Source organism: Bradyrhizobium sp. dw_78 (assembly GCF_018449525.1).
Taxonomy (GTDB): Bacteria; Pseudomonadota; Alphaproteobacteria; order Rhizobiales; family Xanthobacteraceae; genus Bradyrhizobium.
In genome coordinates this window covers 409249-435167 of sequence record NZ_JAAVUS010000002.1, presented here as the reverse complement: position 1 = coordinate 435167, position 25919 = coordinate 409249, and the positions used below count along the sequence as shown (strand labels likewise).

Sequence of the window (25919 nt, the reverse complement as noted above, 5' to 3'; positions counted from 1 at the left end):
AGCCGCATGCGATTGAAGGAGACTCTATGCACGTAAAACGCCAGATCGCGGCGCTCGTTATCATCTTGTCATCGCTCACGGCCGTCCCGGCCTGGACCGCCGACGACACGACGCCTCCGCCGGCCGGCAGCAGCTCGCCCGCAGCGCCGCCGCCTCAGAATGCGACTCCGCCGGAGCCGCCGAAAGAGCCTCCGCCCGCGCCGCCGCCATCGGTCACCATTCTCGGCGCCAAGGAGGCGCATGGTGTGCTCGGCCGCGATGTTCGCAGCGCGGCTAACGAGGACATGGGGCATATCGTCGACGTGATCGTCGACCGCTCCGGTACGGTGCGGGCCGCGGTGATCGATTTCGGCGGATTCCTCGGCGTTGGCAGCCGCAAGATCGTCGTCGAATGGAATGCGGTGCGTTTCGGCCGCGTCTCCGACAAGAGCGACGCCGTCACGCTCGAATTGACCAAGGATCAGGTCAAGGCCGCGCCCGAATACAAGGAAGACCAGCCGATCGTCGTGCTCGGCGCCTCGGGCCGGCTGGAACCGCTGGAATTCGATGACCAATAGAGAAAGCGGAGAGATACATCCTGTTCGCTCGCTCATCCATAGACCCGATCGACCGCACCGATAGCGGCGATCGCAGGCGGCCGATTGGCGGCGGTGATCGCAACGCGCCGTTGCGGCCGGCGCCGGGCGTGCGGCCGCCGCAACCTTCGCCGTCCCGCCAGAGCCTGCGCGGGCTCGATTGGTTCATCTTCTTTCTGGCTGATGTGCAGACCGGGTTCGGTCCGTTTGTCGCGGTGTATCTGACCACGGAAAAATGGACGCAGGGGCAGATCGGACTTGTGCTGTCGATCGGCGGCATCATCGGCCTGATCGGGCAGATGCCGGGCGGGGCGATCGTCGATGCCGTGCGCTCCGAACGGCTGGTGGCGGCGCTGGCGGTCGCGACCATCGGCACCAGCGCGCTCGGATATGCGGTATGGCCGATTTTTCCCGTCGTCGTGATGGCGGCGACATTTCACGCCGCCGCCAGCTGCGTGCTTGGCCCAGCCATCGCCGCGATCAGCCTCGGTCTGGTCGGGCCGCGTGCGATCGGCGAGCGGTTCGGGCGCAATGCCCGCTTCGCCTCGCTCGGCAACGGCATGGCGGCGGCCGTCATGGGCACCTGCGGTTATCTGTTGTCCAGCCGCTCGGTATTTATCGTCACCTTCATCCTGGCCATTCCGGCCTTGCTTTCGCTCGGCCGCATCCGCGAGCGTGAAGTCGACCCTGCGCATGCGCATGGCGCCGTCAGGCCCGAGGCCGATGACGTCAAGGCCACCGGTGTCCTCGGCCTTTTGCGTCAGCGGACACTGCTGATCTTCGCCGCTGCCATCCTGTTGCTGCAACTCGCCAACGCGGCGATGCTGCCCTTGATGGCCGGCGTCGTCACGACCCGGTCGAGCCGGTGGGCGCCGGTCCTGATCGCGGCCTGCATCGTCGTGCCGCAGGCCATCGTGGCGTGGACCTCGCCCACGGTCGGGCGCAAGGCGCAGCAATGGGGCCGCCGTCCGCTGCTGCTGCTGGGGTTCGCGGCATTGGCGATCCGCGGCCTGTTGTTTGCGATCGTCTCGGATCCCTACCTTCTGGTGGCCGTGCAGATCTTCGACGGCATCACGGCCGCGGTCTTCGCCGTCATGGTGCCGTTGATCGTCGCCGATGTCGCCTGCGGCAGCGGTCATTTCAATCTGGCGCAGGGTATTGTCGGCACGGCAACCGGCATCGGCGCGTCGTTGAGCACTGTGCTGGCCGGCTATGCCAGCGATAAATTCGGCAGCGGCGTCGCTTTCACCGGGCTGGCCGGCGTCGCGGCGCTGGGTCTCGTTCTGATCTGGCTGGTGATGCCGGAGACGCGGCGGAACGCGCCGCCGTGAGCGCTTCAGGCCGACAACGATTTCCGATAGAGCGCGCCATAGCAGGCGGCGGAAATATCCCAGCTGAACGACCGCGCCATCGCGTTGCGGCGCATCGAGTTGAGGCGGTCCTTGGCCGCGAAGGTCGTGAATGCCCGGCGGACGCCGCCGAGAAACGATTCCGTGGAAGGCTGCGTGAACAGAAATCCGGTTTCGCCGTCCAGGATGGTTTCGGCGAGCCCGCCGGTTTGATGGCCGATCGGCAGCGATCCGAATTTCTGGGCGTACATCTGGCTCAATCCGCACGGCTCGAACCGCGACGGCATCAGGGTGAAATCGCTGCCGGCAAAAATCCGCCGGGCCTGGCCGTCGTTGAATCCGATCGCGACCCCGATGGCGTGGGGCCGGCGGCGGTGCGCCTCGACCAACGCCTGTTCGATTCCGGGTTCGCCGCTGCCGGTGACGATGATCTGTCCACCGGCCTCGATGATCTCGTCGGCGGCGGACAGCACGAGATCGACGCCTTTCTGATGCACGAGACGGGCGACGAGACCGAAAATCGGACCGCGGGAGACCGCAAGGCCGAATTGCTGGCGGACGTAATCGGCGTTGGCGCGCTTGCCTTCCCAGTCTCCGGCCCCGAACGGGTGGGCGAGCTGCGAACAGCAGCGCGGGTCCCAGCTCTCGTCGATGCCGTTCAGGATACCTGTCAATCGCGCGGCGTTGGAGCGAATCCGGAGCAGCCCTTCGAGTCCGCAGCCGAACTCCGGCGTAGTGATTTCCCTGGCATAGGTTTCGCTGACGGTGGTCAGGTGCGAAGCGTAGACGATGCCGCCCTTGAGAAAGGACAGTTTGCCGTAGAATTCCAGTCCTTCGATATGGAAGGAGCTCTCGGGCGCGCCGATCCGCCGCAGCGACTCCTTCGGGAAGAGTCCCTGATAGGCGAGATTGTGGATGGTCAGGATGCTCGGGATCCGGACTCCGCTCCAGGCAAGATAGGCGGGGACAAGCGCAGCCTGCCAGTCATTGGCATGAACCAGGTCCGCTGCCCAGTTTCTGTCCACCATGCCGGCTGCCAACCGGGCAGCGGCGGAAGCCAGCCGCCCGAAGCGCAGATCGTTATCGGGCCAGTCCTGGCCCGACGGATCGCCATAGGGATTGCCGGGCCGATCATAGAGTTGTGGACACAGCAGCACATAGACCGGAAGTCCGTCCCTGGCCGACGCCAAGCCGATGCTGCAGGCCGGCATCTCCGCCAAAGGCGGGCAATGGCCGACAACTTCAATATGGGTGAGTTGCTCGACGACCTTCCGATAACCCGGAAGAAAAATCCTGACGTCGTTCTGCAGGCGGAGCGCTCGGGGAAGGGCGGCGGAAACGGCGGCAAGACCGCCAACGCGGACGAAGTCGTCCATCTCTGTGGTGACGAAAAGTACTTTCAAGAAGTGCCCCCGGACCAGCTCAGGTCCGCGTCATGCAAGAAAAGGTCCAGTCTGCTTTGCTCAGTATGGAAATGGGATGTGCGAGTCGCAAAGTAAAGAGCTTCCCTGCGCTGTCGGTGCAATTTAGGGTCACGCCGCGCCAGAGAGTGCGTCCTGAGGAATCTCGGGAATGACCGTAGCAGGAAACGATGAGGGTAATTTGACACAGAGCTTCACAGGCCTTCGCGTGCTTGATTTTTCGACCACGATCGCCGGTCCGCACTGCACGCGGATGCTCGCCGACATGGGGGCGGAGGTCATCAAGATTGAATCGGTGGAAGGCGAGACGATGCGATCGCGCCCGCCGGTCCGGCATCATTTCAGTTCGGTCTTCGGCCAGCTCAACGCCGGCAAAAAAAGCCTGGTGCTCGATCTGAAATCGCCGAAGGCGATCGAAATCGTCCGCAAGCTGGTGGCGAGCACGGATATTCTGGTCGAGAATTTTCGCCCCGGCGTGATGCGGCGGTTGAAGCTCGATTACGACACGTTGCGCCAGCTTAATCCGGGGCTGATCTATTGTTCGATCTCCGGCTACGGCCAGACCGGCCCGTCGGCCGAACTGCCGGCCTATGCGCCGGTGATCCATGCCGCTGCCGGCTACGACATGGCGCATCTGGCCTATCAGCCCGGGCGCAGCCGGCCGGATTATTGCGGCGTCTATCATGCCGACGTCCTGACCGGCGTTTATGCCTTCGGGGCGATCGCAGCCGCGCTCTACCAGCGTCAGGGCAGCCGAAGCGGCCAGCATATCGACGTCTCGATGCTGGAATCGATGCTCAGCCTGACCCTCAATGAAGTGCAATGGTCGCAATTCGAGGTGTCGCCGCCGGGCCGTCCGCTGTTCGGGCCGGTCGAGACCGCCGATGGATATGTCATGATCGCCACCGCGAGCGAGAAGACATTCCAGAATCTGGCAGCGGCGGCCGGTCATCCCGAATGGATCGACGATCCGCGCTTTGCGAAATACAACGACCGCCGCACCAATTGGGACGCCTTGATGGATGGTGTCGAAGCCTGGTCACGCACGCTTTCGACCGAACAATGCCTTGCGGCGCTCAACCGGAGCGGGGTCCCCAGTTCGCCCTACCGCACGGTCGCCGAAGCCTTGGCCGATCCGCAGATCGCCCATCGCGGCGCGCTGGCCGAAGTGGAGGACGGCGGCGGCACTTTCAAGGTCATGAATTTGCCGTTCCGCATGTCCGGGGCCCAAATCTCGGCCGGGCGGCGGGCGGCGACGCTGGGCGAGCATAGCGTGACTTATATGAAGGAGGCCGGCCTGTCCGACGACGAAATCGCCGCCTTCATCGGTAAGCCCGTGATGGCGTTGCAGCGCTGAAGCGGGAGCCGGCCTCGTTTGTCTCTGTCACCGAGACGTGGCAGTGTCGACTTTAAGAAAATCGCCAAAGCGATCAAAAACATCGGGAGAGAAGCGATGAAGAGTTTTAAGGTCATCGAGTTCAATGCGCCGCTGGCGGAGGTCGATGCGCCGACGCCGCAGCCGTCGGGAACGCAGGTCCTGATCAAGGTCAAGGCGGCCGGCGTCTGCCACAGCGATCTGCATATCTGGGAAGGCGGCTACGATCTCGGACATGGACGGAAGCGGCTTTCGCTGAAAGATCGCGGCGTCTCGCTGCCGCGGACGATGGGGCACGAGACCGTCGGCGAGATCGTGGCGTTCGGGCCCGATGTGAAGGACGCCGACAAAGGCGGTCTCAAGATCGGTGACGTCGCGCTGGCCTATCCCTGGCTTGGTTGCGGCAAATGCGAAACCTGCCTCGCCGGCAATGAGAATATGTGCCTGAAACCGGCTTCGCTCGGCGTCTATTGCGACGGCGGCTATGCCGACCACATGACGGTGCCGCATCCCCGTTATCTCCTGAACCTGAAGGGGCTCGATCCCGTCACCGCCGCGCCTTATGCCTGCTCCGGTGTCACCACCTACAGCGCGCTGAAGAAGGTCGAAAACTGTTTCCACACGCCGATCGTCATTTTCGGCGCCGGCGGCCTCGGCCTGATGGCGCTGTCGCTGTTGAAAGCCTTGGGCGGTAAAGGCGCGATCGTGGTCGATATCGACGCACGCAAGCGGGAAGCCGCGGAAAAAGCCGGCGCGCTGGCGACCGTCGACGGCAAGGCCCCCGATGCGCTGGAACAGCTCGCCGCAAAAGCCGGCGGGCCGATCCGCGCCGTGATCGACCTCGTCGGCAACGAGGCCAGCACCCAGCTCGGGTTCGACTGCCTGACCAAAGGCGGTAAGCTCGTGATCGTCGGCCTGTTCGGCGGCGGCGCGCCCTGGGCGCTGCCGCTGATCCCGATCAAGGCCATCACGATTCAGGGCAGCTATGTCGGCAATTTGCGGGAAACGCAGGAATTGCTCGACCTGGTGCGCGCCAAAAAGATCGCGCCGATCCCGGTGACGCCGATGCCGCTGGCCAAAGCCAATGAAGCCCTGGTCGATCTGCAAAAGGGCAGGCTGGTCGGCCGTGCTGTGCTGACGCCGTAAGTGCGCTGACGCCCCAAACAGCCTCCCCGTCATCGCGAGCGAAGCAATCCATTCTTCCTTTGCGCGGCGATTGGCTGGCAGAGCGCCCCAAGGCCTGTGGGCGCGTCGATGGCGGTTTAATCTGCGTCGACAAAGCCAATGTGTTCAAGGCGTTCGCGTTCTTTCGCGAGATGTTCGATGAGGCCGCTCAACGTCATCCTGAAGTGAAGACCGAGCGGCTTTATACAGACCGGGCGCAAACTCGGACCTGCTCCAGGCAAGTCTTCAAATCGGCGGGGCAATCATTCAAGATCGGAGAGAGCAGCTCGAACAGGAAATTTGCCGGGCGATCGAGAAATCCGAGCTCATGTCCATCTACGGAGCGCGCGGCATATCGGCGAGGGACATCACGAATACGCTGAGGGCAACGTCCCGAGGGATCAGCGCCGTAGCCTCCAGCAAGAAGTTTATCGCACGGGTGAGTGTTGCAATCGGTATACTCACCGATCCATGTTCACCGGCATCGGAGACCTAGCCTTCGTTGGCGGCGATCGATTCCATCAGCGACACCAGCTGACGCTGCACGGTCTGATCCTTGATCTTGCTGTAGGCGCGAAGCAATCTCAGGCTGAACGAGCTATCGAGAAAAAGCAGGCTTTCGACTTCCCGCGCTTTGCCGTCGCCGTCGTAGAAGAAGGTAACGGGCACGTCGAGCGCGGTGGCGATCTGCTGAAGCCGGGCGGCGCCGACTCGGTTGACGCCCTTTTCATATTTCTGGACCTGCTGAAAACTGACGCCGAGCTGCTCGCCGAGCTCCGCCTGCGAGATTCGCTGCTCGACACGACGCAAGCGAATCCTCTTGCCCAGTTCAATGTCGGGCTTGCCGGCGCTGCGCTGCTTCATTTTCTTTGCCGCTGATTTGTTCATTCTGCTTCATCGTCCTTCGATCGGGTATCCCAAATTGCTAGGTCTGGGATTCATCTTATAACCGCTTTGAATTGCCGGGATGGAGGAATTCATCCACAAATCACGTGAATTTTGTTCCACTATTTGGCTGTCGGCCGGATGATAGGATGGATCGAATACCAGATGCAATTCTAGGTTCAGAGGTACTATCGTCCTCCGTTTCGCGAGCAGGCGTATTTTTAGGACCGGGAACGCCCGAATCGTTCCGGTGCCGTATAGTTGATCGAAATAATCTTGCGCCTCCGTTACGTCGGGCCGGATCAATCTCGTAGATATTGTGTCGGCGTGGTCGCTACGCGGGATGCGCCTCGCAATCAGGAAATGATACTGACTTCATGATTCACGATGTTTCGATCCCGGCGGCGCTGATTGCGGGTTTGGTCAGCTTTCTGTCACCTTGCGTGCTCCCTCTGGTGCCGCCTTATCTGGTCTACCTGACTGGCGCGACCATCGAGCACGTCGCCAATGACGAGCCGGAGTCCGTCTCCAGGCGCGCCGTGATGATTTCCGCTCTGGTGTTCGTGCTCGGGTTTTCGACCGTGTTTGTGGCGCTCGGCGCCAGCGCGTCCCTGGTCGGCGCCTTGATACGGGCCTGGTCGGCGGAATTGTCGATCCTTGCCGGCATCGTCATCATCGTTATGGGCCTGCATTTCCTGGGGCTGACGCGGATCGGATTCCTGATGCGGGAAGGGCGCCTGACGATTCCGAAGCCGGTCGGTCTGTGGGGGGCCTATATAATGGGTCTGGCCTTTGCGTTCGGTTGGACCCCCTGCATCGGGCCGATCCTCGCGGCCATCCTGTCGGTCGCGGCCGCCGAGGCCACGGTGGCGAAGGGGGCGGGCCTGCTTGCGGTCTATTCCGCCGGCCTCGGCATTCCGTTCCTGCTCGCGGCGTTCATGCTCGAGCAGTTCTCGTCGCTGTTTGCGCGGATGAAACGGCACCTCGCCAATGTCGAGCGGGCGATGGGCGTGCTGATGGTTCTCACCGGCATAGCCTTTCTCACCGGCGCGATCTCCAATGTCAGCATCTGGCTGTTGGAGACGTTTCCGGCGCTGCAGAATTTTGGCTAGGGATTAGCGCGCCTACAAATTGCTGTCGGTGATCCCGGCGTAGATCATGGTCCGCAGCTCGCGCCGGATCGGATAGGCGCTCGACGGCAGCACCTGGGTCATGAAGATCGCGATCAGTTCTTCCGCCGGATCGATCCAGAACGAGGTGGTCGCGGCGCCGCCCCAGGCATATTCGCCGGCGCTGCCGGGGACCAAGGTCTTGGCGGGATCCATCGTCACCGAGAAGCCCAGGCCGAAGCCGATGCCGTTATAGGCCGCCTCGCTGAACAGCGACCGCGACATTTCCGGCAGGTCGCGTCCGCCCGGAAGATGATTGGTCGTCATCAGCGCCAGCGTTTTCGGGCCAAGCAGCCTGACGCCGCCAAGCTCGCCGCCATTGAGCAGCGCGCGGCAGAAGGTGAGATAGTCGTCCGCGGTCGAAACCAGCCCGCCGCCGCCGGAAATCAGCGAGGGCGGCGCCAGGAACGAACTCGTGGCCGGATCGTCCTGCAAGGTCAGGCTGCTCTTGCGGCCGGCGCCGTGAAAATTCATGCCGCCCTGCGGATCGGCCGAGTAGCAGGCCGCCAGACGATGGGCCTTGCCGGCCGGCACATAAAAGTCGGTATCGCTCATGCCGAGCGGATCCAGGATGCGCTCCTTCAGAAACTGCTCGAACGGCTGGCCCGAGATCTTGCCGATCAGATAGCCGATCACGTCGGTCGAAACCGAATAATTCCAGGCCTCTCCGGGCGAGAATTCAAGCGGGATCCTGGCGAGGTCCTCGATCATCGAGGACAGCGTCCCGGCCTTCTCCACCCCGCCGATGTCCTTGGCGCGGTAGGCGGCGTCGACGTTGGATCGCTGCTGGAAGCCGTAGGTCAGGCCGGAAGTGTGCCGCAACAGGTCCACGATCAGCATCGGCCGCGACGGCGGCCTGGTCAGGAAGGCGGGCCCGGTGCCGGCGGCGAAAACGCCGAGGTCCTTCCATTCGGGAATGTATTTATGGACCGGCTCGTCCAGCGCGACGCGGCCTTCCTCGAACAGCATCATGAAGGCGACGCTGGTGAGAGGCTTGGTCATCGAATAGATGCGAAAAATCGTATCGTCCTTGACCGGCACTTTCCGTTCGATATCGGCGAAGCCCTGCACCGCGCTATGGACCACCTTGCCGCGGCGATAGACCACGAGCTGCGTTCCCGGAAAGCGGCCGGCCTCGACATAGCGCTGCTTGAGATGGTCCTCGATGCGGTCGAAGGCGGCCTTGGACATGCCGGCGGATTCGGGCGGGGCGGGGGCTAGCATCGGGCGATGTCTCCGGAGCGGTTAAGGCGGTCTTGATAGCTGAAAAGACCGCCTCGTTCCAATCGCTCCTGCTTACCCCGGCGGGGTCGCTGGTGTAGGCTTGTTGTCGGGAAACGCGCACCTTGCAGGATGGTCCAATGACCCAGTTCAACGACACCCAGCTTACCGCCGCCGTGGTCGACAGTTTCGAGGACACCCCGAATCCGCGGGTCAAGTTCCTGCTCCAGGAACTGGTGAAGTCGCTGCATGACTATGTCCGCAAGACCGATCTCACCTTCGAAGAGTGGGAATATGCGATCGATTTTCTGACCCGCACCGGCCAGAAATGCACCTTGATCCGGCAGGAGTTCATCCTGTTGTCGGATGTGCTGGGGGTTTCGATGCTGGTCGATGCCGTGAACCATCGCGAACGCGAGGGCGCGACCGAGACCACCGTGCTCGGCCCGTTCTATGTCGGCAAGCACAAACAGATGCCGCACGGCACCGATATCTCCGCCAACCTGACCGGCGAGCGGATGTTCGTGCAAAGCCGCGTCACCGACCTCAAGGGCAAGCCGCTGGCGGGGGTGCCGGTCGATGTCTGGCATGCCGATGATGACGGCTTCTATGACTCGCAAAAGCCGTCTTATGCGGCGGAAGGCCCGTCATCGCGGGCGCGCTTCGTCACCGATGCCGACGGCCGGTTTTTCTTCCGCACCATTCTGCCATGCAGCTATCCAATCCCGACCGACGGTCCGGTCGGCGAGATGATCCTGCAAACGAGACGGCACCCGATGCGGCCGGCGCATGTGCATTTCCTTGTCGATGCACCGGGTTACGAGCCGCTGATCACCCATGTCTTTATCGACGGCGACAAATATCTCGATTCCGATGTGGTGTTCGGCGTGAAGGATGACTTGATTGCCAAAATCGAAAAGCGCAGCGATCCGGTGATGCCGGACGGCAAGCCGGCGGCCGGGCCGTGGCATCTGATGACCTATGAGTTTCACATGAAGCCCGGCCAGGGCACAGCGCCGCTGCCGCTCGGCTTCAAGGAAACCGAGGACGCCTGACCGGTCGATCCGGCAGGATCTGTCGGGAAAAATCGGCTCCCTTGAGGACCTGCTCATTTGTTGTGTAGCGCACAACAAATGAGCGAATCGCAAATTTTGAATGCGGCGCCCGGGCTCCGAGTGCCGTCTGGCATGATCCGCAAAATACTGTAATTTATATATTTTTTGCGCTCCGGCGGCTTGGCACGAAGCTTGAATAGCTAAGTACCGACGCCATCGACGCCGTCCCTCGAAACCCATCATCCGAATTGTGACGCCGCCAGGCTGGGGCTTTCCTCAGCATGCGCCTCCATGCCTTGCCGCCTGTTTTGGAGCGCGATGTTCTGGAACGCGAGCGCCATGACACCGGACGAACGGATATTCAGCCGCGCAGCAGAAAGGAATTTTCAGTGAGCAATCAGACCTCGACCTGGATCTCGGAATGGAAACCCGAGGATGAGACGTTCTGGAACGCGACCGGCAAATTTGTCGCCCGGCGCAATCTCATCTGGTCGATCGTTGCGGAGCATGTCGGATTTTCGGTCTGGCTGATCTGGAGCATCGTCGCAACCAAGCTGCCGCAGGCGGGCTTTCACTATACGACCGATCAGTTGTTTCAGTTGGTGGCGATCCCCGGATTGATCGGCTCGCTGATGCGATTTCCCTATACCTTTGCGGTCACGACGTTCGGCGGCCGCAATTGGACCATCTTCAGCGCCACGGTGCTGTTCATTCCGACGCTCGGGCTGGCCTATTTCGTGAGCCACCCGGAGACGCCGTTCTGGCTGATGCTGCTGGTCGCCTCCACGGCGGGTCTCGGCGGCGGCAATTTCGCTTCCAGCATGGCCAACATCTCGTTTTTCTATCCCGACCGGATGAAGGGCTGGGCGCTCGGCCTGAACGCGGCCGGCGGCAATATCGGCGTCAGCAGCGTCCAATTGCTGACGCCCATTCTGATGAGCGTCGGCCTCATCAATCTCTACCAGGCCAGTCCGGTCGCGGGCGTCTACCTGCAAAATGCCGGGCTGATGTGGGTGCTGCCGCTGGTGGTGGCGGTGTTCGGCGCAGTCTTCTTCATGAACAATCTGACTTCCGCCAAGTCGTCGTTCAAGGACCAGCTTGCCATTGTCGGCCGCAAGCACACCTGGATCATGTCCTTGATCTATGTCGGGACGTTCGGCTCCTTCATCGGCTATTCGGCGGCATTCCCGCTGTTGATCAAGACGCAGTTTCCGGCGGTGACGATCGCCATCGCCTTCCTCGGACCGCTGGTGGGCTCGCTGTCGCGCCCGCTGGGCGGCCTGCTGGCCGATAAGGTCGGCGGCGCGATCGTGACGTTCTGGAATTTCATCGCCATGGCCGCGGCGACGATCGGCGTCCTGTATTTCGTGGGCATCAAGGATTTCACGGGTTTCCTCGTGATGTTCCTCATCCTGTTCGTCACGACCGGCGTCGGCAACGGATCGACCTACCGGATGATCCCTTCGATCTTCCGCGAGGAAAATCTTCGCAAGGCGCAGGGCGCGGGCGAGGCCGGGCGGGCGCTGGCCTTGAAGACCGCGAGCATCGAGAGCGGCGCTGCGCTCGGATTCATCGGCGCGATCGGCGCCTGCGGCGGCTACCTGATCCCGAGCGGTTTCGGCCAGTCGATCGCGCTCACCGGTGGTCCGCAGCTGGCGCTGGAAATCTATCTGGCGTTCTACGCGATCTGCCTCGCTCTCACCTGGTGGTTCTATATGCGCCGGAGCACCGAGACGTCGGGCGCGTCGGGCCTTGCCGGAGCGCGGGTGTGAGCAGGTGAAGGATCTTTGAGATCGATGCGCGGGAGAGCCCCGCGCATCGCCACCGCAACAGGGAGCGAAAGATGACACCCGATCAAGTGCAACTCGTGCAGCAAAGTTTTGCCAAGGTCGCGCCGATTTCGGATCAGGCTGCGGTGATCTTCTACGACCGCCTGTTCGAAACCGCGCCCTCCGTGAGGGCGATGTTTCCGTCCGACATGACGGAGCAGCGCAAGAAGCTGATGGCGATGCTGGCCGTGGTGGTGAACGGGCTCGCCAAGCTCGAAGCCGTGCTGCCGGCCGCGAGCGCTCTGGCCAAGCGCCATGTCGGTTACGGCGCCAAGCCGGAGCACTATCCGGTGGTCGGCTCCGCGTTGTTGTGGACGCTGGAAAAGGGACTCGGCGATAGCTGGACGCCCGACGTCGCCGAAGCCTGGACCGCGGCTTACGGCACGCTGTCCGGCTTTATGATCTCCGAAGCCTATGGCCGGCCAGAGGCCGCAGAATAAGGACAGGCCGTGAGCGAACCGCTGGTTGTCGTCGGCAACGGAATGGCGGCCGCGCGCCTGGTCGATGAACTGGCGCAGGTCGCGCTCGGCCGTTACGCCATCGCGGTGATCGGCGACGAGCCGCGGCTGGCCTATAACCGCGTGCTGCTGTCGTCGGTGCTTGCCGGCGAGATGCAATCCCATGACATCGAGCTCAAGCCCACGGCGTGGTGGCGCGACCGCGGCGTTACCCTGAAATATGGCTGCCGGGCCACCGAGATCGATGTCGGCCGCCGCGAACTGAAGATCGGAAACGAGGAAAGCATCGCGTTTTCGAAACTGGTTCTCGCCACCGGTTCGACCGCGCTGCGGCTGAACCTGCCCGGCGCGGAACTCGCGGGCGTGCATACCTTTCGCGATACGCGGGATGTCGATCTGCTGCTGGCGCTGGCGGCGCAGAAGAAGCGCGTCGTCGTGGTCGGCGGCGGATTGCTGGGACTGGAGGCGGCCTATGGTCTTGCCCAGGCAGGCGCAGCGGTGACGCTGATCCACCTGATGGACCGGCTGATGGAGCGACAGCTCGATGCGCCGGCCGCCGAACTGCTGAAATCGCTGGTCGAGCCCAAGGGCATCAAGGTGCTGTTGGACGCCAACACCGCGCGCATTCATGGGGCAACCTCCGTCGAGGGCGTCGAACTGACGGACGGGCGGCAGCTCGATGCGGATGCGGTGATTTTCGCGGCTGGTATCCGTCCCAATGTCGCGCTGGCGAAGGACGCCGGCATCGCCGTCAACCGCGGTGTCGTCGTCGACGATCATCTGCAGACCGATTTGCCGGACATTTTCGCGCTCGGCGAATGCGCCGAGCACCGCGGCGTCTGTTATGGGCTGGTCGAGCCGGCCTATGAGCAGGCGCGCGTGTTGGCGCGGCATCTCGCGGGCGCCCCGGCCCGCTACGAAGGCAGCGTGGTCGCGACCAATCTCAAGGTTTCCGGCGTCAGCGTGTTTTCCGCCGGCGATTTCATCGGCGCCGACGGCAGTGAAGCCATCGTGCTGAAGGACATCAGGCGCGGGACCTACCGGAAGCTCGTGATCGCGGACGGTCGCCTCACCGGAGCCGTTCTGGTCGGCGATGTCGGCGACGCACTTTGGTATCTCGAATTGATCCGCAGCCATGAATCGGTCGCGGGCATTCGCAGCGACATGATGTTCGGCCGCTCCTTCTCGATCCGGAAAGAGGCGGCGTGATGAGGCGATCGCTGACATGACCGCCATCGATCCGACCTTGCGGGCGACACGCACCACCTGTCCTTATTGCGGCGTCGGCTGCGGTGTGCTGGCGACGCCTGATGGCGTCGGCGGCGCGGCGATATCGGGCGATCCCGAGCATCCCGCCAATTTCGGGCGGCTCTGCTCCAAGGGTTCGGCGCTCGGCGAGACGCTTGGCCTCGAGGGCCGGCTGCTTCATCCGATGATCCGCTGCGACAAGGGCGCGATGGAGCGGATTGCCTGGAGCGACGCGCTCGACCACGTCGCGCACCGCCTGCACCACATCATCAGGCGTGATGGCCCTGGCGCGGTGGCGTTTTATCTCTCGGGCCAATTGCTGACCGAGGATTATTACGTCGCCAACAAGCTGATGAAGGGATTCATCGGCAGCGCCAATGTCGACACCAATTCGCGGTTGTGCATGTCGTCGTCGGTCGCCGGGCACCGGCGCGCGTTCGGCGCCGATACCGTGCCGGGCTGCTATGAAGATCTCGACGAGGCCGACCTGCTGGTGCTGACCGGCTCCAACGCGGCGTGGTGCCATCCGGTGCTGTTCCAGCGCATGCTGGCCAACAAGCAGAAGCGCGGCGCGCGCATGGTCGTGATCGATCCGCGCCGCACCGATACCGCTGGCGATGCCGATCTGTTTCTGGGCTTGAAGCCCGGCACCGACACCGCGCTGTTCAGCGGCCTGTTGGTGTATCTTGCCGACGCCGGCGCATTCGATCGTGATTATATCGAACGTTATACCTCGGGCCTCGATGAAGCGGTCTCGCGCGCGCGCAGCATCGCCGGCAGTGTTGCCACCACCGCGCTGGCGACCGGCCTTGCCGAGCGCGACGTCGCCGAGTTCTTCCGGATGTTTGCGGCCACGCCGGCCGTGGTCACGCTGTATTCGCAAGGCGTCAACCAGTCGGCGCAGGGCACCGACAAGGTCAACGCCATCCTCAACTGCCATCTCGCCACCGGGCGGATCGGCAAGCCCGGCGCATCGCCATTCTCGCTGACCGGCCAGCCCAATGCGATGGGCGGGCGCGAGGTCGGCGGGCTCGCCAATCAGCTCGCCGCGCATATGAACTTCACGCCGCCGGACATCGACCGGGTGCGCCGGTTCTGGAAGGCGCCGCGCATCGCGACCCATGAGGGCCTGAAAGCGGTGCAGATGTTCGAGGCGATCGGGCGCGGCGAGATCAAGGCGCTGTGGGTGATGGGCACCAATCCGGCGGTATCGTTGCCGGATGCCGATGCGGTGCGTGCCGCGCTGGCAAAACTCGAACTGTTCGTGGTCTCGGAGAATGTCCGCTCCAACGACACCGTCAATTCCGGGGTGCATGTGCTGCTGCCGGCGCAGGCCTGGGGCGAGAAATCCGGCACCGTGACCAATTCGGAGCGGCGCATCTCGCGGCAGCGCGCGTTTCTGGCGCCGCCCGAAGAAACCAGGCCCGATTGGTGGATTGTCGGCGAAGTCGCCAAGCGGCTCGGTTTCGGCGCGGCGTTCGATTTCAATTCGGCCGCCGACATATTCCGCGAACATGCCGCGCTATCGGCGTTCGAGAACGACAGCAGCCGCGATTTCGATATCGGCGCGTTGAGTTCGATGTCGGACCGGGCGTTCGATGCGATGGGGCCTTTGCAATGGCCGATGCGTTTCGGCGAGGCGGAGCCGCAGCGCCGTTTTTTCGCCGAAGGCGGATTCTTCTCCAACGACCGCAAGGCGCGTTTCATTGCCCCCGAAGTGCCGGCGCTGCGCTCCGAGACGAGCGCGTCGCGGCCGCTGCGGCTCAACACCGGCCGGATCAGGGATCAATGGCACACCATGACCCGCACCGGCGCCAGCCCGCGGCTGGGCCAGCATCTGCCGGAGCCGTTCGTCGAGATTCATCCCGACGACGCCATCAGGTTCGGTGTCGCCGATGGCGGCTTCGCGCGTATCACCACCGATTACGGTCAATGTATTCTCAAGGTCGTCGTCAGCGGAAGGCAGCAGCGCGGGATGCTGTTCGCGCCGATCCACTGGAGCGAGGAAACGTCGTCCGGCGCGCGGGTCGGAGCGCTGGTGGCGCCGTTCACCGATCCCTATTCCGGCCAGCCCGAGAACAAGGCGACGCCGGCGTCGATCGCGCCCTATGAATATGTCTTTCGCGGCTTCGCGCTGTCGCGCAAACCGCTGCAATTGCGGCCGCAGATCTGGTGGGCGCGCGTCTCGGTCAGCGGCGGCTGCGGCTATCTGCTGGCCGACAACGCCGATCTCTCAGGCTGGCAATCCTGGCTGCATGCGGTGACCGGCGACGACCTCGCCGAATACAGGGATTTCGGCGGCGGCGTCTATCGCGCGGCGTCGTTTGCGCAAGACCGTATCGAGACCTGCCTGTTCATGGGGCCCGCGCGCGATGCGGGCGACTGGAACGTGGTCAAGAGCCTGTTTGCTGTGGATGCGCTGAGCAGCGACCAGCGCCGGACCTTGCTGTCGGGAAAATCGATGGACCGGGTCGCGAGCGCGGGTCCGGTGGTCTGCGCCTGTTTTGGTGTTGGCCGCGCCACGATCTGCGAGGCGATTGCGGCCGGCGCCGGTACGGCGGCGGAGATCGGCGCGCGGCTGAAGGCCGGAACCAATTGCGGCTCGTGCATTCCAGAACTGAAGCGCCTGATTGCGCAGACAGGTGCCGCGGACGCCGATCTCGGCCGACGGCAACTAACCGCGGTCTCCAACTAGCACCTTTTCAACCCTCATGGTGAGGAGGCGCTTTTGCGCCGTCGCGAACCATGCAGGCCATCCTTCGGGACGCGTGGGAACGCGCCCTTCAGGATGAGGCAATCGACGGCGTGGACGATGTCATTTATGGTGGCCTTGTTTTGAAATGCAGGTGAAACACCGCGATGATGTATCTCGACACCCCGCCACGGCTGATTGCGGCCGAGGTTTTCTCGGCAATGCCCGACCAATTCCGCCGCGAGGGCGTCAGCACGGAGTGGGCCGACGCCAACCGGCCGGGCCAGCCGACGGATTGCTTCATCGAAGGGCCGTCGTTCGACGCTGCTGGCAACCTCTACATCGTCGATATCCCGTTCGGGCGCATCTTCAGGATTGCGCCCGACGGACAATGGTCGCTGGTGGCAGAATATGAGGGCTGGCCCAACGGGCTGAAGATCAGCCGCGACGGGCGCATTTTCGTCGCCGACTACCGGCGCGGCATCCTGGAGCTCGACGTGAAAGCCGGCCGCATGCTGCCGGTGCTGGCCTCGCGCAATTCGGAATCTTTCAAGGGCTGCAATGATCTGCATCTAGCCTCCAACGGCGACATCTATTTCACCGATCAGGGCCAGACCGGTCTGCACGATCCGACCGGGCGCGTCTATCGGCTGACGGCGGGCGGGCGGCTCGACTGCCTGATCGATAATGGCATCAGCCCGAACGGTCTGGTGCTGGATCCCGCGGAAACCGTGCTGTTCGTGGCGATGACACGCGACAACGCGGTGTGGCGGCTGCCGTTCATGAAAGACGGCAGCGTCTCCAAGGTCGGCCGTTTCTGCTCGATGTTCGGTTCCGGCGGTCCCGATGGGATGACGATGGACCGGGCCGGGCGCTTGTTCGTGGCGCATGTCTCGCTCGGCCATGTCTTCGTGTTCGCACCGAGCGGCGAGCTGATCGCGCGGATCAAGTCCTGCGCCGGGCCAGCCTGTACCAATATCGCGATCGGCGGCAAGAATAACGACCGTCTCTACATCACGGAGTCGGTCACCGGCACCGTAATGGTCGCCGATATCGGTGTTCTCGGTTAGGTGTTGCGCAAGCGAACGCGACAAAATGACTGTCATTCCGGGTCTGGTGCTTCGCGCTATCCCGGAATGACGGCCGAGCCTATCATCGGCGTGTGTTCGTGACCCGCCGGTTCGCAATGACGGCAAGAGATATCGCGAGGCAATCATGAGGCAGCGGAAATTCGGTAACACCAACGTCGAGGTGTCCGTGATCGGGCAGGGCACCTGGTACATCGATCGCGGTGACCGCAACAGCGCGGTCGCCGCGTTGCGCCGCGGCCTCGATCTCGGGATGACTCATCTCGACACCGCCGAGATGTATGGCGATGCGGAGTTCGTGATCGCCGACGCCATCGCCGGCCGGCGCGATGAGGTTTTCCTGGTCTCGAAGGTGCTGCCGAGCAACGCGTCGCGCCGCGGCACCATCGCGGCGTGCGAGCGTTCGCTCAAGCGGCTGAAAACCGACCGGCTCGACTGCTATCTCCTGCATTGGCGCGGTTCCTATCCGCTGGCGGATACGGTTGCCGCGTTCGAGGAATTGGCCGACGCCGGCAAGATCCGAAGTTGGGGCGTCAGCAATTTCGATACCGACGATCTCGACGAGTTGAAGGCGGTGGCCAGCGAAGGCAGGATCGCGTGCAATCAGGTGCTCTATCATGTGCAGGAACGCGCGATCGAGCACGCGGTGATTCCCTGGTGCAAAACCCATGGCGTCGCGGTGGTCGCCTATTCGCCGTTCGGTCACAATGATTTCCCGTCGCCGCGCAGCAAGGCGGGGCAGGCGCTGCAAACGATCGCCGACGCGCATGGCGCAACCCCGCGCCAGGTCGCGCTCGGCTTCCTCACGCGCGATCCTGACGTGTTTGCTATCCCAAAGGCCGCTACAGCCGAACACGCCGCCGACAACGCCGCGGCTGGCCGGTTGACGCTGAGCGAAAGTGAACTGGCGCTGCTGGACAAGGCCTTTCCGCGCGGCCCGAAGCCGCGCGGTTTGCCGATGCTTTAGAACGTGATCCGGAAAAGTGGAAACCGGTTTTCCCTCGCGACAAACGCGGAACGCGTTTGCGCGGAGATCATGCTCAAACAGAAAGTTAGAGCTGGATGACGATTCGAAGAAAAGTCATCCCGCTCTGGCAGGTGCCTTTTGCGCGCGGCTGCAACGGTTGTAGCGGCGGCCCGGAACAATCGTGCATATCGGCTCCCTGTTTTCGGTCGTTGCCGATCGGATGCTTTTAGCGTTCCTTAATGCCTGCCTGCTTCGATGACCCGATTTCCATATTCGAGTTTAGCTGTTGAGCCCTCCGCCCGCCGTATCCGCCAGGCTGGACATTTCTCCGTTGCCGTTGCCCGAGAACAAACCGGCGGAATCGGCCGTGTCTGCTCGCGCCGACCGGCCGTTCCGCGGCATCGCGCTGCTTCTGGCTGCCACGATATGCCTCGGCACCTCGGACGCTACCTCGAAATATTTGTCGGCGACGTTGCCGTCGATCGAGATTGCCTGGATCCGGTTTCTCGTGTTCGTGCTGATCATGATTCCCGCGATGCGGCCGGGTTCGCCGCTTCACGCCTTGCGGACCAGCCGTCCCGGTTTGCAGGTGATGCGCAGTGTCGCGCTGCTCGGTTCGGCCTTGTTCTTCATCTCCGGCTTGCGGTTTCTCCCCATTGCGGAGGCATCCGCCATCAGCTTCGTGTCCCCGTTGTTCGTCACCGCGCTATCGGTCTTTTTTCTCAAAGAGAGTGTCGGCCTGTACCGCTGGCTCGCGACCGCGGCCGGATTGATCGGCGTGCTGATCGTTTTGCGGCCGGGTTCCAGCGCTTTCGATCCCGCAGCCTTGTTTTCGCTCGCGACCGCGGTTACCTGGGCCGCGACGTTGATCATGACCCGCATGATGAGCAGCGAGCGTGCGGTCACCACGATGACCTATGCCGCGATCGTCGGATTCGCCATCATGTCGGTGCTGGTCCCGTTCGTCTGGGTGTGGCCGAGCTGGCGCGACATTTTCTTCGCCATTGTCGTGGGCGTCTCATCGACCGCGGGGCAGTGGATCGTGGTGCTGGCCTTCCGCTACGCCAATGCCTCGGTGCTGGCGCCGTTTTCGTACACGCAGTTGATATGGGTCAGCTTCCTCGGCATCGTCGTTTTCGGCGAAGTGCCCGATGTCTGGACCGTGACCGGCGCCGCCATCATCGTGGCCAGCGGTATCTATACCGCGCACCGGGAACGGCTGCGGCGGTCGGCCGGGCTTCTGGTGCAGGCCGAGCCGTCGTCGAATCCGTGATTGCAGCGGCCTGCGGTCACGAGGCTTTTCGTCGTCCCGGACAAGCGAGTGCAGCGAGCGCGATCCGGCACTCATACGCCGCGGCGGAAGTTGTTTGGCGAGATGGTTGGCGGCCTTCTTACTTAAACCATGAAGGCCTGTGGTTATGGGTTCCTGCTTCCGCAGGGATGACAACAAACAAAAGCCATAGCTCACACCGGCAGCGCGATCGAATATTTCACCTGGCTCAGCGCAAAGCTCGACTCGATCGAGGCGATGCCGTCGAGCCGCGTCAGCTTGTTCTTCAAAAACGCTTCATAGGAAGAAAGATCGGCGGCGACGACGCGCAGCAGGTAATCGCGATTGCCGGTCATCAGATAGCATTCCAGCACCTCGTCCCATTTCGAGATCGACCGTGCGAAACGGTTGAGGTCTTCCTGTTTCTGCCGCGCCAGCTTGATCGAGATGAAGACGCTGACATGCAGGCCGAGCGATTTTTGGTCGACGGTCGCGATATAGCGCGTGATCACGCCGCGCTGCTCCAATAGCTTGACGCGGCGATGACACGGCGAGACCGACAGGCCGACTTTATCGGCCAATTCCTGCATGGTCATCCGGCTGTCGGCTTGCAGCAGGCCGAGAATTTTGCGGTCGATGGCGTCGAGCGTGTGCATTGGTAAAAAATCCGATTAATGGGCTTCGTTGTGGGAATTTATCCCAATTTATCGGGGTATGTCGCGACAATTTGAGATTTTTAGCGGGAGCCGGCCCGGTAACATCGGCGCTTCAAGATAACCGCGGAGATGACCGCGTTCTGGGAGGAACCATGATGCCCGTCGAACCCGCACGCCTTGAGCGGCTGTCAGCACTGGCGCGCAAAGTCCTGTGGCTGTCGTCATGGACCATCCATCACGCCAATCATATCCGGCCCAATAGCGATGGGTTGAAGGTCGGTGGCCATCAGGCCTCGTCAGCCTCGCTCGTCAACATCATGTCGGCCTTGTATTTCTCGGTGCTGCGGCCGGAGGATCGCGTCGCGGTGAAGCCGCATGCGAGCCCGGTGTTTCATGCCATCCAATATCTGTTCGGGCATCAGACCCGCGAGAAGCTGGAGAATTTTCGCGGCTTCAGGGGCGCGCAATCCTATCCGTCGCGCACCAAGGACACCGACGACGTCGATTTCTCCACGGGCTCCGTGGGTCTCGGCGTGGCGCAGACGCTGTTTGCCTCGCTGGTGCAGGATTACGTCTCGGCGCATGGCTGGATGAAGGACCGGTCCGAGGGGCGGATGATCGCGCTGGTCGGCGATGCCGAGATGGACGAAGGCAACATCTTCGAGGCGCTGCTCGAAGGCTGGAAACACGGGCTGCGCAACACTTGGTGGGTGGTCGATTACAACCGCCAGAGCCTCGACGCCGTGGTGCGCGAGGGGCTGTGGGCGAAATTCGAATCCATGTTCCGCAATTTCGGCTGGGACGTGGTGATCGTGAAATATGGCAGCCTGATGCGGGCCGCGTTCGCCGAGCCCGGCGGCGAGGCGCTGCGGCGCTGGATCGATGCCTGCCCGAACCAGCGCTACGCGGCGCTGTGCTTTCAGGGCGGTGCCGCGTTTCGCAAGCGCCTGTACGACGAGATCGGCGACCAGGGGCCGGTCACGCAACTGATCGACCGGCGCAGCGACGACGAATTGCTGGCGCTGATGTCCAATCTCGGCGGCCACGACATGGCGAGCATGATCGAAGCCTTCGAGGCCATCGATCATGACCGGCCGGTCTGTTTCATCGCCTATACCATCAAGGGCGTCGGCCTGCCGTTCCAGGGCCACAAGGACAACCATGCCGGCTTGATGACGGTCGCCCAGATGGAGAAATGGCGCGCGGAGCAGGGCATCCGTCCGGGCCATGAATGGGAGAAGTTCGAAGGGCTGTCGCGGGATCCGGCAGAACTGGAGGCGTTTCTCGCGGCGGCGCCGTTCAACCGAGAGGGCCGTCGCCGCCTGACCGACGACGTGATCGAGGTGCCGCGACAGCTTTCGTTCCAGCCGTCGCCGCAGATGTCGACCCAGCAGGGTTTTGGGCTGGTGCTGAACGAACTGGCGCGTGGCGACAGCAAACTGGCATCCCGCATCGTCACCGCGTCGCCCGACGTCACGGTGTCGACCAATCTCGGCGCCTGGGTGAACCGGCGCGGATTGTTTGCCAAGGCCGAAAACGCCGACCTGTTCCGGAGCGAGAAGATACCTTCGACCTTCAATTGGGATGCCTCGCCGAGAGGCCAGCACATCGAACTCGGCATCGCCGAGATGAATCTGTTCATCCTGATGTCGGCGCTGGGATTGTCGCACGCGATCAACGGAACGCGGCTGTTGCCGGTCGGCACCTTGTACGATCCCTTCATCGAGCGCGGCCTCGATGCGCTCAACTATGCCTGCTATCAGGATGCGCGCTTCATGGTGGCGGCGACCCCGTCCGGCATCACGCTGGCGCCGGAGGGCGGCGCGCATCAGTCGATCGCGACGCCGCTGATCGGCATGGCGCAGGATGGCCTGGCCTCGTTCGAGCCGGCCTTCGTCGACGAACTCGCAGTCGTCATGGGCTGGGGCTTTGAGCAAATGCAGCGCGAAGCCGGCGATGGCGGATCGGTTTATCTGCGGCTGTCGACGCGCAGCATCGAGCAGCCGCAGCGGATCATGACGCCGGACCTGCAGCGGGGCATCACCGAAGGCGCCTATTGGCTGCGCCCGCCGGGACCGAATTGCGATCTGGTGATCGCCTATACTGGGGCGGTCGCCCCTGAAGCCATCGAAGCCGTGGGGTTGATCGGCGAGAGCCACCGGGATGTCGGCCTGCTCGCGATCACCTCGGCCGACCGGCTGCATGCGGCGTGGACGGCGGCGCGCAAGCTGCGCCGCGACCGGCGCGGCGTGGCGCATCTCAGCCCGATCGAAAGGCTGCTGGCGCCGCTGCCCCGCGATTGCGGTTTCGTGACCGTGATCGACGGCCATCCCGCGGCGCTGGGCTGGCTCGGCAGCGTGCGCGGCCATCGCGTCGAAGCGCTCGGTGTCGAGCATTTCGGCCAGACCGGCACCATCGGTGACCTCTACCGGCATTATGGTATGGACGCCAACGCCATCATCGACGCGGCGGAAAGCGTCACCGTCGGCGCGCCGGTGCTGCACCGCAAAATGGCGGTATAGGATTTAAAACCGTCATTCCGGACGACGCGTAGCGGCGATCGGCGCGCATCTTCGACGCGCCCCGGAATGACGGTGGAGGGAGCCTTGCCAGCCTGATGCCGCCGATCTTATATCAAGCGTCTGCCGCAACACGGCACCCCGCATATGGCGGGTTCAATTTGCCGGGCTTTCGTGCAAGGATGCCTGCCGAACGCTTCCGTTCCCTTTTCCATCCGCTCGGAAATCAAGAGGTTCACGATGGTCAATCGCATGCAGTTTTACATCGATGGCGCCTGGGTCGATCCGGTCGTCAAGAAGTCCACGCCCGTCGTCAACCCGGCGACCGAAGAAGCGATGTATGAGGTTGCGCTCGGCTCCAAGGCCGACGTCGACAAGGCCGCCGCCGCCGCCAAGCGCGCGTTCGAGACCTATTCGCAGACCAGCCGCGAGGAACGCGTCGCGCTGTTGTCGAAGATCGTCGACGTCTACAAGACCCGCATCAAGGATATCGGCGCCGCCGTCTCCGACGAGATGGGCGCGCCGCTGCCGATGGCGGAGAAGCTGCAGGCCGGCGCCGGCCTTGGCCATCTCATGAACACGCTCGAGGTTCTCAAGAATTATCATTTCGAGGAACCGATGGGCAGCGCCGTGGTGGTGCGGGAGCCGGTCGGCGTCGTCGGCATGATCACGCCGTGGAACTGGCCGCTGAACCAGATCGCCTGCAAGGTCGCGCCCGCGCTTGCCGCCGGCTGCACCATGATCCTGAAGCCGTCGGAATTCACCCCGACCTCGGCCCTGATCTTTGCCGAAATCCTCGATGAAGCGGGCGTGCCGAAGGGCGTGTTCAACCTGATCAACGGGCTTGGCCCGGAGGTCGGCGCCGCCATGAGCGAGCATCCGGATATCGACATGATCTCGTTCACCGGCTCGACTCGCGCCGGCATCGACGTCGCCAAGCGCGCCGCGCCGACGGTCAAGCGCGTCAGCCAGGAATTGGGCGGCAAGTCGCCGAACGTCATCCTCGAAGGTGCCGACCTCACCAAGGCGGTCACCGGCGGCGTGATGCACATGTTCAACAATTCCGGTCAGTCCTGCAACGCACCGTCGCGGATGATCGTGCCGCTGTCGAAGATGAAGGAAGTGGCTGCGATCGCCAAGGGCGTCGCCGACAGGACCAAGGCCGGCGATCCGCGCGCGGAAGGCACCACGATCGGTCCGGTCGTCAACCGCACCCAGTGGGACAAGATCCAGTCGCTGATCCACAAGGGTATCGAGGAAGGCGCGACCCTGGTCGCGGGCGGGCCTGGCCTGCCGGAAGGCGTCAACAAGGGTTTCTATGTGCGCCCGACCATCTTCGCTGATGTCACCGAGAACATGACCATCGCGCGTGAGGAAATCTTCGGGCCGGTGCTGGTGGTCATGGGGGCCAAGGATGAGGAAGACGCGGTGAGGATCGCCAACGACACGCCCTATGGTCTGGCGGGTTATGTCTCCGCCGACACCGTCGAGACCGCCCGCAAGGTCGGACGCCGGATCCGCGCCGGCAATGTCAATTTGCAGGGCGTGCCGAATGACCGTACCGCGCCGTTCGGCGGCTACAAGCAGTCCGGCAACGGCCGCGAATGGGGCCGCTACGGCCTGGAAGAATATCTCGAGGTCAAGGCCATCGCCGGCTTCAACGCCGCGTAAGCCGATCTTTGCGATCCATTAAAACGCCGGAGCGGATATCCGCTCCGGCGTTTTGCATTTTGGGAAGCATAAATCCATCGTCGTCCCGGCCAAGCGAAGCGCGAGCCGAGACCCATAACCACGGGCCATTGTTTTGCACGAGGCCGCGGCCCCGGCTTAAAAAACATAGGATTGTGGTTATGGGTCCCCGCGTGCGCGGGAACGATTTGCGGATGGGCCTCGCGCCTATCCCCCCAGCGCGCCCTGGGTGTTCACATACAGCGCGTAGATCGACTGGCTTGCGGCCATGAACAGCCGGTTGCGCTTGAGCCCGCCGAAGCACAAATTGGCGCAGCGTTCGGGCAGCGCGATGCGGCCGATCATGACGCCGTCGGGCGCGAACACCACGACGCCGTCGAGCTCGGGATCGCCCATGCCCCAGCCGCACCACAGATTGCCGTCGATGTCGGCGCGCATCCCGTCCGGCGTGCCGGGGCCGGCATCGACGAACACGCGCTTGTTGGAAACCCTGTCGCCGCTGGCCGCGACATCGTAGGCGAGGATCTTGCGGGTCGGCACGCCGCGCGACTCGATGACGTAGAGAATCTTCTCATCGGGCGAAAAGCACAGCCCGTTCGGGCCAAGTACGCCTTCGGCGACGATGGAGGCTTTTCCGGTCTGGCCATCGAGCCGGTAGACATTCATGTCGAGCTCGGGCTCGGCCTTGTAGCCTTCATAATTGCCGAGCAGGCCGAACACCGGATCGGTGAACCAGATCGAGCCGTCGGATTTCACCACAACGTCATTCGGCGAGTTCAGTCGCTTGCCGTCGAAGGAGTCGATCAGCACCGTGATCGAGCCGTCATATTCGGTCCGCGTCACGCGGCGTCCGCCATGCTCGCAGGTGACCAGCCGGCCCTGGCGGTCGCGGGTGTTGCCGTTGGCGAAATTCGAAGGTTTTCGGAAGATGCTGACCGCGCCGGTTTCTTCCTCCCATTTGAGGATGCGCTGGTTCGGAATATCGCTGCAGAGCAAATAACGCCCGTCGCCGAACCACACCGGGCCCTCCGCCCAGCGCAAGCCGGTGGCCAGCCGCTCGACCGCCGACAGTTTCAGACAGTATTTCTCGAAACGCGGATCGAGCGCGTGGATCGCGGGATCGGGATAATAGCTCGCCGGACTCCAGCCGGCGGAACGGGACGTTGCCTCGGACATTTGCTTTTCTCGTTGTTACATTTTTCTTGACGGGAACTGTTGCTAGCATCCGTGTCGTTCGGCAGCAAGTAACAGGCATTTCACCCGTCGTTGCGAGGAGCCGACGGCTCGCC

20 protein-coding genes and 1 pseudogene are annotated in these 25919 nt (G+C 63.2%); 16 read left to right on the top strand and 5 right to left on the bottom strand.

Annotated elements, in window-relative coordinates; genetic code table 11:
* The first annotated feature begins 26 nt into the window (after nt 1-26).
* Together HB630_RS07825 and HB630_RS07820 are read left to right on the top strand one after the other, a co-directional pair.
* Nucleotides 27-557: a PRC-barrel domain-containing protein gene (locus tag HB630_RS07825; RefSeq protein ID WP_213771475.1), complete on the top strand. Its 531-nt coding sequence runs from the start codon at nt 27-29 to the stop codon at nt 555-557.
* A 128-nt stretch (nt 558-685) separates the two neighbouring features.
* Nucleotides 686-1906: an MFS transporter gene (locus HB630_RS07820; protein WP_346656048.1), complete on the top strand. Its 1221-nt coding sequence runs from the start codon at nt 686-688 to the stop codon at nt 1904-1906.
* A 5-nt stretch (nt 1907-1911) separates the two neighbouring features.
* Here the strand turns inward: HB630_RS07820 and glgA are convergent, their stop codons facing one another.
* Nucleotides 1912-3327, bottom strand: a complete 1416-nt coding sequence (gene glgA, locus HB630_RS07815) for a glycogen synthase GlgA (protein WP_213771473.1) — start codon at nt 3325-3327, stop codon at nt 1912-1914.
* Between the two features lie 169 nt (nt 3328-3496).
* Between glgA and HB630_RS07810 the strand changes: the two genes are divergently transcribed.
* From HB630_RS07810 to HB630_RS28325, 3 genes and pseudogenes are all read left to right on the top strand, one after another.
* Nucleotides 3497-4702 (top strand): CoA transferase, encoded by a 1206-nt coding sequence (locus HB630_RS07810; RefSeq protein WP_213771471.1) that lies wholly within the window; start codon nt 3497-3499, stop codon nt 4700-4702.
* Nucleotides 4703-4798: 96 nt separating this feature from the next.
* On the top strand, nt 4799-5866 hold the full coding sequence (locus tag HB630_RS07805) for an alcohol dehydrogenase (RefSeq protein WP_213771469.1): 1068 nt from the start codon (nt 4799-4801) through the stop codon (nt 5864-5866).
* A gap of 74 nt (nt 5867-5940) precedes the next feature.
* Nucleotides 5941-6096: pseudogene (locus HB630_RS28325) on the top strand (isocitrate/isopropylmalate dehydrogenase family protein); the annotation flags it as partial.
* Between the two features lie 280 nt (nt 6097-6376).
* Here HB630_RS28325 and HB630_RS07800 read toward each other — a convergent pair.
* Complete coding sequence (locus HB630_RS07800) at nt 6377-6772, bottom strand: helix-turn-helix transcriptional regulator (RefSeq protein WP_213771467.1); 396 nt, start codon at nt 6770-6772, stop codon at nt 6377-6379.
* A gap of 374 nt (nt 6773-7146) precedes the next feature.
* Here HB630_RS07800 and HB630_RS07795 point away from each other — a divergent pair, with 374 nt between their 5' ends.
* Nucleotides 7147-7881: a cytochrome c biogenesis protein CcdA gene (locus HB630_RS07795; RefSeq protein ID WP_213771465.1), complete on the top strand. Its 735-nt coding sequence runs from the start codon at nt 7147-7149 to the stop codon at nt 7879-7881.
* Between the two features lie 12 nt (nt 7882-7893).
* On the opposite strand, the gene HB630_RS07790 is transcribed toward HB630_RS07795, so the two are convergent.
* Nucleotides 7894-9162 carry a serine hydrolase domain-containing protein gene (locus HB630_RS07790; RefSeq protein WP_213771462.1) on the bottom strand — a complete coding sequence of 423 codons (1269 nt, stop codon included), beginning with the start codon at nt 9160-9162 and terminating at the stop codon, nt 7894-7896.
* Between the two features lie 137 nt (nt 9163-9299).
* On the opposite strand from HB630_RS07790, the gene HB630_RS07785 reads away from it, so the two are divergent.
* The 8 genes from HB630_RS07785 to HB630_RS07750 all read left to right on the top strand — a co-directional run bounded on the left by HB630_RS07785 (nt 9300) and on the right by HB630_RS07750 (nt 19769).
* Entirely contained in the window at nt 9300-10214 is a 915-nt protein-coding gene (locus tag HB630_RS07785; protein ID WP_213771460.1) for an intradiol ring-cleavage dioxygenase, read from the top strand.
* Nucleotides 10215-10603: 389 nt separating this feature from the next.
* Complete coding sequence (locus HB630_RS07780) at nt 10604-11986, top strand: MFS transporter (RefSeq protein WP_346656047.1); 1383 nt, start codon at nt 10604-10606, stop codon at nt 11984-11986.
* Between the two features lie 71 nt (nt 11987-12057).
* Nucleotides 12058-12483 (top strand): globin family protein, encoded by a 426-nt coding sequence (locus HB630_RS07775; RefSeq protein ID WP_213771456.1) that lies wholly within the window; start codon nt 12058-12060, stop codon nt 12481-12483.
* Between the two features lie 9 nt (nt 12484-12492).
* The gene (locus tag HB630_RS07770) at nt 12493-13710 is read left to right on the top strand and encodes an FAD-dependent oxidoreductase (RefSeq protein WP_213771454.1); all 1218 of its coding nucleotides are present in this window, start codon (nt 12493-12495) and stop codon (nt 13708-13710) included.
* A gap of 16 nt (nt 13711-13726) precedes the next feature.
* Entirely contained in the window at nt 13727-16444 is a 2718-nt protein-coding gene (locus tag HB630_RS07765) for a nitrate reductase (RefSeq protein ID WP_213771453.1), read from the top strand.
* Between the two features lie 167 nt (nt 16445-16611).
* Entirely contained in the window at nt 16612-17511 is a 900-nt protein-coding gene (locus HB630_RS07760) for an SMP-30/gluconolactonase/LRE family protein (RefSeq protein ID WP_213771907.1), read from the top strand.
* A gap of 145 nt (nt 17512-17656) precedes the next feature.
* Nucleotides 17657-18496 (top strand): aldo/keto reductase, encoded by an 840-nt coding sequence (locus HB630_RS07755; RefSeq protein WP_213771451.1) that lies wholly within the window; start codon nt 17657-17659, stop codon nt 18494-18496.
* 331 nt (nt 18497-18827) lie between these two features.
* Nucleotides 18828-19769: a DMT family transporter gene (locus HB630_RS07750; RefSeq protein ID WP_249780753.1), complete on the top strand. Its 942-nt coding sequence runs from the start codon at nt 18828-18830 to the stop codon at nt 19767-19769.
* 191 nt (nt 19770-19960) lie between these two features.
* Here HB630_RS07750 and HB630_RS07745 read toward each other — a convergent pair whose 3' ends face one another.
* Entirely contained in the window at nt 19961-20422 is a 462-nt protein-coding gene (locus HB630_RS07745) for an Lrp/AsnC family transcriptional regulator (protein WP_213771447.1), read from the bottom strand.
* A gap of 155 nt (nt 20423-20577) precedes the next feature.
* Here HB630_RS07745 and HB630_RS07740 point away from each other — a divergent pair, with 155 nt between their 5' ends.
* Together HB630_RS07740 and HB630_RS07735 are read left to right on the top strand one after the other, a co-directional pair.
* Entirely contained in the window at nt 20578-22944 is a 2367-nt protein-coding gene (locus HB630_RS07740) for a transketolase (RefSeq protein ID WP_213771445.1), read from the top strand.
* A 237-nt stretch (nt 22945-23181) separates the two neighbouring features.
* Nucleotides 23182-24612 (top strand): aldehyde dehydrogenase family protein, encoded by a 1431-nt coding sequence (locus tag HB630_RS07735; protein WP_213771443.1) that lies wholly within the window; start codon nt 23182-23184, stop codon nt 24610-24612.
* Between the two features lie 225 nt (nt 24613-24837).
* Here HB630_RS07735 and HB630_RS07730 read toward each other — a convergent pair whose 3' ends face one another.
* On the bottom strand, nt 24838-25806 hold the full coding sequence (locus HB630_RS07730; protein WP_213771441.1) for an SMP-30/gluconolactonase/LRE family protein: 969 nt from the start codon (nt 25804-25806) through the stop codon (nt 24838-24840).
* Nucleotides 25807-25919 lie beyond the last annotated feature (113 nt).